This is a genomic window from Fibrella musci (assembly GCF_041321105.1).
GTDB lineage: Bacteria > Bacteroidota > Bacteroidia > Cytophagales > Spirosomataceae > Fibrella > Fibrella musci.
This window is the reverse complement of sequence record NZ_JBGGWD010000005.1, coordinates 192,758-205,921: the sequence shown is the minus strand read 5'-3', so window position 1 is coordinate 205,921 and position 13,164 is coordinate 192,758. Positions and strand designations below refer to the sequence as shown.

Annotated in this window: 6 protein-coding genes and 1 tRNA gene; 6 read left to right on the top strand and 1 reads right to left on the bottom strand. The window is 57.9% G+C overall.

Annotation, left to right across the window (positions count from 1 at the left end):
• Positions 1–325: 325 nt before the first annotated feature.
• Complete coding sequence (locus tag ACAW74_RS17260) at positions 326–892, bottom strand: RNA polymerase sigma factor (RefSeq protein ID WP_370699463.1); 567 nt, start codon at positions 890–892, stop codon at positions 326–328.
• Between the two features lie 327 nt (positions 893–1,219).
• Here ACAW74_RS17260 and ACAW74_RS17255 point away from each other — a divergent pair.
• The 6 genes from ACAW74_RS17255 (at position 1,220) to ACAW74_RS17230 (ending at position 13,079) form a co-directional block, all read left to right on the top strand.
• Positions 1,220–1,291: transfer RNA gene (locus ACAW74_RS17255), tRNA-Glu, on the top strand.
• Positions 1,292–1,772: 481 nt separating this feature from the next.
• Positions 1,773–3,020, top strand: a complete 1,248-nt coding sequence (locus ACAW74_RS17250; protein WP_370699462.1) for a low temperature requirement protein A — start codon at positions 1,773–1,775, stop codon at positions 3,018–3,020.
• Between the two features lie 155 nt (positions 3,021–3,175).
• Positions 3,176–6,373 carry a hypothetical protein gene (locus tag ACAW74_RS17245; RefSeq protein ID WP_370699461.1) on the top strand — a complete coding sequence of 1,066 codons (3,198 nt, stop codon included), beginning with the start codon at positions 3,176–3,178 and terminating at the stop codon, positions 6,371–6,373.
• A 29-nt stretch (positions 6,374–6,402) separates the two neighbouring features.
• Complete coding sequence (locus tag ACAW74_RS17240; RefSeq protein ID WP_370699460.1) at positions 6,403–8,040, top strand: SWIM zinc finger family protein; 1,638 nt, start codon at positions 6,403–6,405, stop codon at positions 8,038–8,040.
• Between the two features lie 399 nt (positions 8,041–8,439).
• Entirely contained in the window at positions 8,440–9,942 is a 1,503-nt protein-coding gene (locus tag ACAW74_RS17235) for a reverse transcriptase domain-containing protein (RefSeq protein WP_370699459.1), read from the top strand.
• Positions 9,943–10,037: 95 nt separating this feature from the next.
• Complete coding sequence (locus tag ACAW74_RS17230) at positions 10,038–13,079, top strand: WD40/YVTN/BNR-like repeat-containing protein (RefSeq protein WP_370699458.1); 3,042 nt, start codon at positions 10,038–10,040, stop codon at positions 13,077–13,079.
• Positions 13,080–13,164 lie beyond the last annotated feature (85 nt).

Genomic DNA, 13,164 nt, shown 5'->3' with positions numbered 1-13,164 from the left:
TTTTTTTGTGCTTTTGAGCCAAGCTGACTTGGTCAGTGTGGCGCTCAGGTCTTTGACAAGACAACCAATTCATATAGCGGTTAGGACATCGCTCCGGACCGCATTCGGCTTTCATGGTGTTCTGTATTCAGCAATAATACGGAACGGTAATAAGCCTATAACTCTGCGCCACAGTGACGGATGGAGGGACGGAGTATCAATTACTTAAAAACCGGGTGCTGCTCTACGCGCTGTTACTAAACGAAAACCCCGCCGGTCAGACCAGCGGGGTTCGTTGCTTGAAGCGGTGTGAATGGTGTTACTAATGATATTCGGTTGTAGATTATTAATAGGCTACTTCGCACAGGCGTTTCACCCGGTCGCGTGAGCGCTTCAGCCGCATCTTCACTGCGCTCTCCTGAATGTTGAGCTGCGAGCCGATCTGCCGCACGTCGAGACCATCCTGGTATTTTAATCGCAGAATGCTGGCGTCCTGGCTCGAGATGCTGCCGAGGGCTTTGCCTAACTGTTGCAGACTTGTTTCGAGCAGTTCGGCGCTATCGTCGCTGCGGAAGCCGGGGTAATCATAGGCTTCGTCCAACTGGCCCGTCGGCAGGCGTTTACTCAGGCGCAGTTGATCCAGCACGTAATTGTAAGCAATCGAATACAACCAGGTCGAAAACGACGAACGGCCCTGGAACCGGTCCAGTCGGGAAAACATCCGAATGAAAATGTCTTGCGTGTAGTCCTGCGCCGTATCTGCATCGCGGGTCATGGATAAGCACCGACGATAGACTTTCTGCTGATAGCGCTTGTACAACTGCTCGAAACAGTAGCTGGGGCGAGTCGTAAAGTAAGTCTGGATAAGGAGTTCATCGGTGAGTGACTGGCGGGATGTAGAAGAGACGCACATGACGGTTGCTGTTGGCTTGGCGATTTGATGGCTCAAAGGTGGTCTGTTCAAAAAGAATCATATGATGGTTTTCGATGAACTGCATGTATTGCCCGTTTTTTGGAGAAAATCCCCTTGTTGGTCCCCTATAACCGATGAGTTACCAGCTTGAATCAGGTAGTGCATCAACACCGAACCCGTTGGAGGCCTAGTTGTCGCTTCGAGCCAGTTTTTACAAAAAAAATGGAGCTCCGGGTTGCAGATTAAAAACAGAACCGTACTTTTGCACCACGATTCGCTGACGGCGGGCTGACTTAGTCAGTACGGCGCTCAGGTCTTTGACAAGACGGCCGATTCGTCTAGCGGTTAGGACATCGCCCTTTCACGGCGGTAACACGGGTTCGATTCCCGTATCGGTCACGACCAGGCCCTCAACTCCCCAGTTGAGGGCTTTTTTTGTGCTTTTGAGCCAAACTGACTTGGTCAGCACAGCGCTCCGCTTGTGTAGCTAGGCGAATGCATTGGGCATAAAAAAAGCCTCAGCTCAAACGGCTGGGGCTTTTCTGGTGCTTTATCCAACTAAGAGTGGTCATTAGTGACGGCTGAACATGATAGATGACTCATGACAGATCCGCTATGGTCAGGCGATAAACTCGCTTGCAGTCCGTTTCTATTCCACAGTCAATTAGACCGGGCAACCCGAAAAAGGTGACAGGTAGTTGTCCGTATTTTTTTACGAGTAAATCGTAATATGCTCATTGATAAATGTACGGGGCTGATAGTCAGGGTACTCTGGATGATGATTTTTTAGCTTTAGCAAGCGGATATATCGACGTTACCTCAATATGTAGGGCCACCCACCAACCGAATTAGGTTGTAGGGAAATAGGTTTTACCGAACGATGGCTGATTCCGACGAAAAGAAACGCAACGTACCTACTCTCCGCACCGAGGAAACGTCGGGTGAACGACGTACCTCTTGGGCTGAACTGCTCAATGATCTGGCCTATACGGCGATTGTGATGCAGTTGGCGATGCGCCTGGCTACCTCGCTCGACAAGGTCAATATGCTTGAATTCCTGCTGCTATACATACCTGTCTGGTGGCTCTGGAACGGCCAAACGCACTATGCTACCCGTTTCGATAACACCGACGATGTGGTGCATCGGCTGCTCGGCGGTGCGCAACTGATAGGCTTGTTTGTTCTGGGCGCGTCGATCAGCAAGGCCACCGAAGAACGCTCGATGGTCTACGCACTGGCTTATGCGAGTGTGCGGGTCATTCTGCTGATCGATTACGCGAGAGCCTGGTGGTACATCCCCGAGGCACGTCCTTACGTGCGAGTCATTGGGATCGGGTTTTCGATCTCGATGCTAATCTGGATTGGGTCGATTTGGGTGGAACCCCCTTATCGCTATGGCTTGTGGGCGCTGGCCCTGCTGATCGAACTGGGTACGCCCCTCACGTCGGGTGGTAAACTGCACGTCGACTTTCCGCCCGACGTACGTCACCTGCCCGAGCGGTACGGGCTGTTTACACTGCTGGTGCTGGGGCAGGCCGTGACGGGTGTTGTGACCGGTTTATCGGACAGTACCTTCGTTCCCAACGCGATATGGGTCGCCATTTTAGGTGGCATCATCATTTTTGGCCTGTGGTGGGCCTATTTCGATCGGCTCGACGACGATGCCGTTCGCAAACTGGCCGAGCACCACGACGACGACAAAGCGGCGAGTCAACCGGCTGTCAGACGGTACACGGTCTGGTTGTATACGCACCTGCCGCTGACGCTCGCCCTGACGGGCTATGGCGTAGCGATTGCCAAAGCCATTGAAGCAGTCGATCAGCCCGAACTACCGCGCCCGGTGCATCATCTGCTGATTGGGTCCGTAGTTACGTACCTGTTCGCCGAGGCCGTTATCAGCCTGACCACCCTGCATTCGGGGCCGTCGCACGTCAGTTTTCAGCGGGGCGTACTGGTCCGTATCGGAGCCGGTGTCGTGCTGATTGGGGTAGGGCTGTTCGTCAAACTGGGGGCCGTGGCGGTGTTACTGATTACCTCGGGTGTAATAGCCGCGCTCATTCTCAGCGATCAGCTCTCGCCCGAAGCCCCCGAAAGTACTGAACGGGTCGAAGGCGGAATGGGCAACTAGCGAGTCCGCCCGCCTAAGCCAATGTTGACTTGCGCAAAACTAATTGTTAGTCAATTGTTTGCTGTGATAGGTGTGGCGATAGCTAAACGCTTCCTAACTAAACAGGCTACTTAATCGGTTTCGCGACTATCTTACCGGCCGTAACAGCGGGAACGATGAAGCTAGTTAAGCAGACAAAACTTTACTTCAAAGAAGGCACTTCCGACAAGGTATACGAGGTCGATTTGTGCGAGGTCGGTACCGGGCAGTATGTCGTCAATTTTCGGTTCGGGAAGCGGGGGGCGGCCTTAAAGGAGGGTTCCAAGACAACCGCGCCTGTCAGCCTGCCCCAGGCCGAAGCGGTGTTCAATGCCCTGGAAATGGAGAAGCGGAAAAAGGGCTATTTGTCGGAAGTAGGTCTGGCTACCCCGCCGCCACCCCTCCCTGATCCAGTGGCCCCCGATGAGAAACCCAGTTCACCCGACGACGCCATCCGGCGGCGGATTCGGGCGCTGGCGGCAGGTGATAACAAGGCCAAAACAGTCTGGAAACCGTCGCGGGTGATCTGGCAGGTGGGCGAACGCCGGTTGGTCGATCTGTTGCCGCTGCTGGTGCGCCTTATTGAGCGGGCGGGTGGGCAAAAGGCGGATGACGTTCATCGCTACGCGACACTGTGGGCCATTGCCCGCTGTGGAGCCGCCCGGCCTGCCGACGAACCGGTCGACGAAGCGATTGTCCGCACCGTGGATACCTATGCCACCAACACGGCCTACAGCGATAAAGTCCGGCGTATCGCGGCTGAAGCTTTACTGCATCTGCTCACCGGAGAGGCTCGGGTAACGTACCTGGACAGCATTCGGCAACGGCTTCCGCCTGCCCTCCAAACGGCTCTGTTCAACGGGAATGCCGCCCGTTTCGCCCTTGAGTTGACCGATCAGGTATTGCCGCCAAATCCAACGGGCTACCCACTGCTGGAAGACCTGTACGCATTGGCGATCGACTACCCTGTGGTGCGTAAGCCCTTGCTGACCTGTCTACGGAAAATTCCATTACAGCCACCCTATTTCCGGCATGTCCGACACCTGTATAAGCTTGCCGAACTGCGTGACGATTTCGAGGTGCTGGGCTTGTTCGCCTACCGCTTCGAGCAATCGAGGGCTTATTTCACTAAGCCGGTTTATTGGTCGTATGACGACGAGAAGAGCAAAGACCCGCTTCTATATGTCGGCATTTTGGGCGAACGGGTGAAGGTGAAAGCCGAACTCCGTAAACCCGATAGCCGACTCGCCTATTCGAAGGATACACGGGCGTACCTGCAACGACGGGCCCGCTTCCATCTGGCCTCGCTGGGCGAAGCGACCGATCTCGGCTATGTACGGCTGGCAACGGCCATTCTGCTCAGCTACGACAAAGCAACAGACTATACCGCGTCGAGGGTAGAGACAACCTACCACTGGAACTACAACACCCGGTCATACGATTACCAGGACCGGGTCATACCCGCCTATGCACAGGCCGTGCTGCTCAACCAGATTCTGTTTGGCAACAGCACGCAGTATGAACTGGCCGGGTCGCGCTGGCAACATAAAGAGGTGCGGGTCCGTACGGAGTGGGTAAACCCGGCCGAAACACTAGGACTGATCGATTCGCTGATCGACCGGGTTGCGCAGTTGCTGGGTAAAAAACCGAACACGCCCGACGTACCCGAGCCAGTTATTGCAGCAGCCCGTGACGAACCCTACCCGGCGCTCTGGGACCAACTCCCGCAGGCCTATGTGCAGTTACTGGTGCAGGCGCGGGTCGATGAAATTCACGCCTTCGCCTACCGCAACCTGACCCGCCACCCCGATTATTCTCAACTGGAGAAACGGGTCGATCTGCCCCTGCTGCGGCAATTGCTGGCGTCACCGTTTGAGATTCCGGCTCGGTGGGGCGTCGAACTGGTTCGGAAACGGATGGCCACGCAACCCGATCCGACGCTGATTCCCCTACTAATTAGCAGCCCCGTGGCCGATGTCCGACAACTGGGGCTTGAGTATGTCGGTAACCAGCCCGCCACGTACCTGACCGACCCAGCCACAGTAATCGATATGATCCTCTCGCCGCATGCCGATGTGCGCCAGTGGCTGATTGGTCAGTATCCGGCGCTCCCTAAATCACGCCAACATAGCGACGTTATCCTGCAAAACCTGCTCGATCGTCTGCTTCAGTTTACCGAACCGTCCGACACGGGTACCGAAATAGCTACGGATGCCAGTCGATTGATCGGTTTACTGCCCCCTGAAGCCTTCCAGCGGGTGTCGGCCGAGCAGATCGACCAGCTGCTTGATAGCCCCATCGCGGTCAATCAGCAACTGGCGGCGCAGGTGATGGAACGCCAAAACACGCTATCTGCCCCGGCGCTGCTGGCCCGGCTGCTGGGTAGTCCGGACCCAACCACGGCCCAACGGGGGCAGTCGCTCTGGGCGTCGGTAGCCACCCGCGCCCGTGACCAACGTACCTACGGAACCGCCCTGCTGGCTGCGCTCATACCTATACTCATTCGGGCCGAGGTGGCCGAGGGGCAGCATCAGGGCGTGGCCGATTTCATACTGGCGCAGCTACAACCCGAACTACGACAGTTGGAGCGCCAAACGGTGTTGCGGCTGGTTTATGCGTCGTTTGGGCCGGCGCAGCAGGTGGGAGCCGAGGCGCTGCGTACCCTGCCCGCCAACACGCTGACCCTTCGGCAGGTGATTGCACTGGGCAACCACGAAACCCTGGCCCTCCGCCGCTACGCCTGGCAGTACTTCCGCGACAACGTACCCCAGATTCGCTATGAACGCGACGAAGCCATTCGCCTGCTCGACGCCCATTGGGACGACACCCGGCAGGAGGCCATCGCGTTTTTTCGGGATACCTTTACCGCCGACGACTGGGACGCCGAAACGCTGGTGGGCCTGGCCGACTCGGTACGTCCCGACATTCAGGCGTTTGGCCGTGAACTGATTGCCCGTTACTTCACCGACGAGCAGGGGCCAACGTACCTGATGCGACTCAGCCAGCACCCGTCGGCCAATGTGCAGCTGTTCACGACGAATTACCTACAGCAATACGCCGCCAACAATCCCGAACGGCTGCGCGGCCTGTCGTTTTATTTCCGAACCGTATTGATGCGGGCCAATCAGGGGCGCCTTGCCAAAGACCGTATACTGGCGTTTCTGGGGCAGGAGGGAATGCGGTCAGCCGAAAATGCCCGGTTTGTGGGGCAACTGCTCACCGAAGTATCGGCGACATCGGCCATCGGCGACAAGGCTACTTGTTTGCAATGGCTGAGTGCGCTACAAAATCAATTCCCGGATACGCCCGTACCCTTCGTGCGGCAGGAAGTGTAGCCCGTCCGCGCTTAAAGAAAACAGCAACTATGCTCTTCAATTATAAATTCGGCGGAAGTACCTCGGTGGTGAGCAATGCCTCATCGGTGGGGATGTCGTTTGCGCCCGATACCAACCGAACGCCCACGTTTTTTGTCGGGAAACTGCATCGAAAGCTGGCGTTCCGGGAGGCCATTTCGGCCCTGCACGATGTGGTGGTGTCGGATATGCGCTTCGTACCACGCGACAAAACGGCCTATCTGGAATGGGCCAAACAGCAGGAAGAAAGCTGGCTGGCCGATTACATGCTGGCCCAGAACGTCAGCGATGTTTCGGAGCGAATCCGGGAGGTACAGGGGCAGCTTCAGGCTGTGCAGAAAGAAATGGGCAAATACACCGGCCCTTATTACGAAGCTCGCCAACGCTACTTCAACTACCTCTGGGAGCGCGACAAAGACGCCTGGTTTGTGCTCGACCCGGTCATTACGGTGCACCCCGACGAGGTCTTCTTCGAATGTTTCTCGCAGGATGAGTCGTCATACGGCAAGCTGTCGGCCAGCTACAACGTTTTTCGGGAAATCAACGAGTTTGCGTGCGGTACCACCAACGTCGATTACTCTAATGATCTGTACAACGAATTCCAGAAGATTCGTGACTACAAAGAAACCGACTTCAGCATCGACCCCAGCGGGTTTTCGGTGCAGACCACCGGCGAGGCCGATTACAAGGAAGTCAAAATCGACCTGCCCGATAGCTGGGTACGTGGTTTTTTGCAGGTATCGTCGGCCATGACGCTCCCCGCCACCACGCTGCACCTCCACCCGATGGACGTACACGACATCTGCCTGATGCTGCGGCGGTTCAAAGAAAAAACCGGGCCGCGCTCCATCCGTTTTCGGCTGACACCCGGCGAACCGGTGCGGCTGGTGTTCGATCCGTGGGGCAAAGAGCTGGTGTGTGCTCGCTCGCGCTACGAGGGCCCCACCGAACAGGAAATCCGAATCTGGGGTCGGCGGCGCCTGCTGACGTTGGAACGGCTGGTGCCCGTGGCCAAACGCTTCACCGTCAGTTTGCTCGGTTCGGGATTGCCCTCGTTCTGGCTGGCCGATCTGGGCGAGATGACCTTCACACTGGGGTTGTCGGGCTGGTCGGCCAACGACTGGTCGCGGCTGGGTAACTTCGATCTGATGGCCCCGCGTGGCGACGTACTGCCCAGTACGGCCCGGCAGGTGTTCGAGACGCTGAAACAGACCTGGTTTGCCCGCCCTGATGAACTGGTGCAGAAAACGGGACTCGACAGTCAGACCGTGCTCGCGGCGCTGGGTACGTATACGCAGGCGGGCCGGGCCATCTACGACCTGAACCTAGGCGTATACCGCGTTCGCGAACTGACCCAGGAGCCGCTGCCTATGGAGCAGTTACGGTTCGCCAATCCCCGTGAAGAAGCGGCGCGCCGGTTCGTGGCCAGCGGTGGGGTGCAGGTCTACGCGCAGCCAACCCCCGAAGGCATCCGACTGACGGGCCGGGTACGTTCGGCTGATGGGCGCGATTACCACCCCAACCTGCTGATCGATCAGGATGAACGACTGAGTAAGGCTACCTGCGACTGCGCCTATTACGCTCAACACAAGCTCATGACCGGCCCCTGCGAACATATGCTTGCCCTCCGCATGAAACACGGCGGATAAATTGGACACATTAACTCATTTTTTGTTGCCCGGCTGCTGGCTGGGGCGTACTTTGCAAAACCAATAAGCGGGCGTGTGGGCCGTGCGGCGGGCGTCAAAACCTTGCCTTTCCCTCGGGGAAACGAATGATGATTCGTCATTCCGGTATCAAGACTACACACGCATCACTACGTCAATCGTTACTGTGGGGAGAGGGTACTAGTACGACCCTCACAGTGCGCCTCCTGTGGAGCTGAGGGTCGTACTAGTACCCTCTCCCCTGGAGTTGATTGACATAGTGCTCAGTTTGTTCGAAGGCTGGCCCGGCTGCCGCCCATTCGCCCGCTACTGGTTTTGCTAGACCTGACCTACAGGCTACTGACGCCCTCGGCTGCTTCCCGGCTTTGCTCATCGCTTCGAATGACCCGCCAGGAAATCCAAAAACGCATCGAGGAGCTTGGCTCCAAACAACAGTTTATCATTGCCGAAATGACTCGTCTGGGTTTCTGGACGCAGCACGACGAACCCATTCCCGCCGAATTGGTGGCGCAGGATGCGGCGTTGCAGAAAGAGCTGAGCCAATTGCTCGAACGGCAGCGGCGGTTTCAGAGCCGCGACGCCATGCTGAAAGAGATGCGGCAGGCCCGGATGGCCGCGGCCAAGCAGCGCCGCATCGAGACCAAACAACGCCGGGAAGCAGCCCGAAAGGCCCGCGCCGAGGCCTGGCAGGCTACGCTGGCGACGGCTATTCCCTACCTTGGCGACGGCAACCCGGCCGCGTTGGCTAACCACACCGCCGACTCGGCTCGCCTGGCCCAGTTCGGGTTACCGCAGTTCGAGAGTCCGCTGGCTTTGGCCACCGCGATGAAGTTGTCGCTGAGCGAATTGCGTTTTCTGGCCTACAACCGGGCCGTCTCGACGGTATCGCATTACAAACGCTTCCACCTCACCAAAAAATCGGGTGGAAAACGGCTGATTTCGGCACCAATGCCCCGGCTCAAGAAAGCGCAGCTGTGGGTGTTGGAAAATATTCTGAACAAGGTGCAGCCCACCGAACACGCCCACGGCTTCCGGGCCGAACGTTCGATCCTGACCAATGCCCTGCCGCATGTTGGGCAGGATGTGGTGATCAACATCGACCTGAAAAACTTCTTCCCTACCGTCAGTTACGCCCGTGTGAAGGGACTACTGGCTAAACTTGGCTATAGCGAAGCCATCGCCACCGTGCTGGCCCTGCTCTGCACCGAGCCCGACACGCAGGCGTTGCAGGTGGACGGCAAAACGTATCACGTCGGCAACGGCTCCCGGCACCTGCCTCAGGGGGCGCCTACCAGCCCTGCGCTGACCAACCTGCTCGCTTACCGCCTCGATCGTCGCCTGAACGGTCTGGCCCGTGCGTTTGGGTACGTGTATACCCGCTACGCCGACGATCTCACCTTCTCGGCGACGGGTAGCGTTGCCAGTCAGGCCAACCAACTCATCTGGGCGGTAGAGCAGATTGTACAGGGCGAGGGCTTCGTAGTGCACCCCGACAAAATCTCGGTGATGCGAAAAGGGCAGCAGCAGCGCGTTACGGGCATCGTGGTGAACCAGAAAGCGAGCATCGACCGGGCTACGCTACGCCGGTTCCGGGCGTTGCTGCACCAGATTGGGCAGACAGGTTGGGAGGGGAAAAGCTGGGGAAGCCCCGCCCCGGAAGCCGACATTCGGCAGGTTGTACTGGGGTACGCGCACTTTGTACAGATGGTAAAACCCGAATTGGGCCGGACGCTGGTCGCCAACATTCGGGAACTCATCAACGGCCGGCCCGTCGCGGCGGTGGCTAATCCGGTCGAACCCCAACCGACGAGTGATCCCATACTGACCGTAACAACCCCGACCCCCGTTGCCAATCCGGCTAAAGACTGGTGGGATATATTCTGAGCGACAGGCGATTCCGAGCTTTGCGGTAATACACAGGTGGTGGAAAATTGACGGCGACTATCTTTACGGTAACAACTCCGATTTTCCACTAATTCATGAACAAACTTGTACTGACGGCCAGCCTGCTGGCGCTGGCAACGGGCAGTTACGCCCAGAAAAAAGCGCGAAAAACACCTGCCAACGTACCTGTCGGCATCCTGGCTACAACGGCCTCCGAACGCCTGCTTGGTGCGGCGCAGCGGGTTAAAAGCGCGCAGGTATCGTTGCTGCAAAACCTGCCGGTCAAATCCATCGGGCCAACGGTCATGAGTGGCCGGGTGGTCGATCTGGCCGTCAACCCGCAGAACCCCAATCAGTTTTACGTAGCCTATGCCAGCGGCGGGTTGTGGCGTACCGACAACAACGGCATCTCGTTTACGCCGATGTTCCAGAACGAAGCCGTGATGTCGCTCGGGGCGGTGGCCGTAGACTGGAAAGGACCCAATACCGATCAGCACACGATCTGGCTCGGTACGGGCGAAGCCAACGCCAGCCGGTCGAGCTATTCGGGCGTGGGTTGCTACAAAAGCACCGATGGCGGGCGTACCTGGCAGCACCTGCAGGGGCTGGAAGAAACGCACCATATCGGCAAGATCGCCCTGCACCCGACCAACCCCAACGTCGCGTGGGTAGCGGCGGTGGGTCACCTGTATACCGACAACGCCGAACGTGGGCTGTACAAAACCACCGACGGCGGACGTACCTGGAAAAAAACGCTCTACACCGATACCCAAACGGGCGCGATCGACGTCGATGTTGACCCCACCAATCCGCAGATCGTGTACGCCGCTATGTGGCATAAAGAGCGGAAGGCGTGGAATTTCGTGGAAAGTGGCCAAACGTCGGGCCTCTACAAAAGTACCGATGGCGGCGACACCTGGGCGCTGCTCTCGGGTGGGCAAAGCGGCTTACCGAAAGACGATAAAACGGGCCGCATCGGGCTGACGATTTTCCCCGGTAACACCCAGACACTCTACCTGATCCTGGATAATCAGGCGGCGCGGCCCGAGAAAAAAGACGATAGCAAAGCCGTGGTCGACGCCCGGAAGATCACGAAAGACCGGCTGCGGGTGATCTCCAAAGACGATTTTCTGAAAGCCGAAGACTCGTTCATCGCCGACTACCTGGAGGAACAGAGTTTCCCCGAACGTTATACGCCCGCGAGCCTGAAAGAGCTGGTCCGGACGGATAAAATCAAGCCCATTGCCATCTTGGAATATACCGACGACGCCAATTCGCGGCTGATCAACGCCGAGGTGATCGGGGCCGAAGTATACCGCTCCGACGACGGCGGCCAACGCTGGCGGAAGGTCAACCGCGACTACCTCGACGGGCTTTTTAATACCTACGGCTATTATTTCGGCAATATCTGGGTGGCACCCAACGATGCCAACAAAGTGGTGATTGCGGGCGTACCGGTAATTGGCTCCGACGACGGCGGGCAGACCTATCGGTCAATGGATCTCGACAACGTCCATTCCGATCACCACGCGCTCTGGATCAACCCCGCCAACAATAAACATCAGATTCTGGGTAACGACGGCGGCATCAACATTACTTACGATAGTGGCAAGACGTGGTTCAAAGCCAACACGTCGGCGGTGGGTCAGTTCTACGCCGTGGCGGTCGATATGGCCAAACCCTACAACGTCTACGGCGGCTTGCAGGACAACGGCGTCTGGACCGGCCCCAGCACCTACCGGGCCGACTACGACTGGTTTGGCAGTGGCCGCTACCCGTATAAGAGTCTGCTGGGTGGCGACGGCATGCAGGTGCAGGTCGACTGGCGCGACAACAACACGGTATACACGGGCTTCCAGTTCGGTAATTATTTCCGAATCAACAAAGCGACGGGCGAGATGAAACGCCTCTCGGTGCCCACGCAGGTAGGGGAGGCCCGCCTGCGCTGGAACTGGCAGGCCCCCATCCTGATCTCGCGCCACAACCAGGACGTGATCTACTTCGGCTCGAACCGCTTCCACCGCAGCCTGAACCGGGGCGACGAGTTCAAAACGATGTCGGGCGATCTGACCAAAGGCCCCCGCGAAGGCGACGTGGCGTTTGGGACGCTGGCTACCATCGACGAATCGCCGCTGCGCTTCGGTCTGCTCTACACGGGTTCCGACGATGGGCTGGTGCATGTGTCGAAAGATGGCGGCAACACCTGGACCAACATCACGGTGGGCCTGCCGCAGGACCTGTGGGTAAGCCGCGTGACAGCCTCGGCCCACGACGAAGCCACTGTTTACGTAGCGCTGAACGGCTACCGCAACGACCATTTCAACGCGCACGTCTACGTCTCGACCGACTACGGCCAAACCTGGCGGGCCATCGACCAGACTCTGCCCGCTGAACCGGTAAACGTGGTGCGCGAAGACCCCAAAAACCCGAATTTGCTGTACGTGGGCACCGATCATGGCCTCTACGCCTCCCTCGACCGTGGTAAAACGTTTATGCCGATGGGCAAGGATCTGCCCGCCGTGGCCGTCCACGATCTGGTGGTGCACCCGCGCGACAGCGAACTGCTGATCGGCACGCACGGTCGGTCATTGTACACGGTTAACGTGGAGCACCTGCAACAACTCACCGACTCGCTGCTGAGCAAGCCGCTGCACCTGTTTGCGCTCAAGGCCATTACCGCCAACAGCCGCTGGGGCCGGAAAGACAGCCCCTACGAAGCCCCGGCTACCTACTCGGTCGATCTGCCATATCTGGCTAAGGCGGCGGGACAGACCACGGCTACGCTGAAAACCGCTAACGGCCTGACGTTGCGCACCCTCACCGACACCACTGAAGCCGGGATTAATTACCTGCGCTTCGATTATACGATCGACACCACCCAGCGGGCAACGTACCTGACGTACCTGAACGAAGCCCGCAAAAAGGACGACAAGCCCGTAGACCTGACGCTGGCCGACGACAAAAAACTGTACATCCGCCCCGGCAAGTACAAGCTGACGCTCACGCAGAACGGGCAGTCGGTGAGCCGAGACCTGGAGATCAAAGCCCCCGAACGCCGGTCGCGCCGGCCGGCTACGTTCGCCTCGCCCGACGAATTTGAGCAATGGCGCGAAGAAGAGGGTGAAGAAGGAAAATAACCCCCGGTTGGGCAACGAATTCCGCCTGAATGGGGTAGTATGAATAGGGTAGGTGTTTGGTAACAGGCACGGTCCCGTCTGTTAT

Bases quoted from the DNA above. Each gene is read 5' to 3' on its own strand.
- ACAW74_RS17240 (WP_370699460.1), top strand. From the start codon at position 6,403: ATGCTCTTCAATTATAAATTCGGCGGAAGTACCTCGGTGGTGAGCAAT.
- ACAW74_RS17230 (WP_370699458.1), top strand. From the start codon at position 10,038: ATGAACAAACTTGTACTGACGGCCAGCCTGCTGGCGCTGGCAACGGGC.
- ACAW74_RS17245 (WP_370699461.1), top strand. From the start codon at position 3,176: ATGAAGCTAGTTAAGCAGACAAAACTTTACTTCAAAGAAGGCACTTCC.
- ACAW74_RS17250 (WP_370699462.1), top strand. From the start codon at position 1,773: ATGGCTGATTCCGACGAAAAGAAACGCAACGTACCTACTCTCCGCACC.
- ACAW74_RS17235 (WP_370699459.1), top strand. From the start codon at position 8,440: ATGACCCGCCAGGAAATCCAAAAACGCATCGAGGAGCTTGGCTCCAAA.
- ACAW74_RS17260 (WP_370699463.1), bottom strand. From the start codon at position 892: ATGTGCGTCTCTTCTACATCCCGCCAGTCACTCACCGATGAACTCCTT.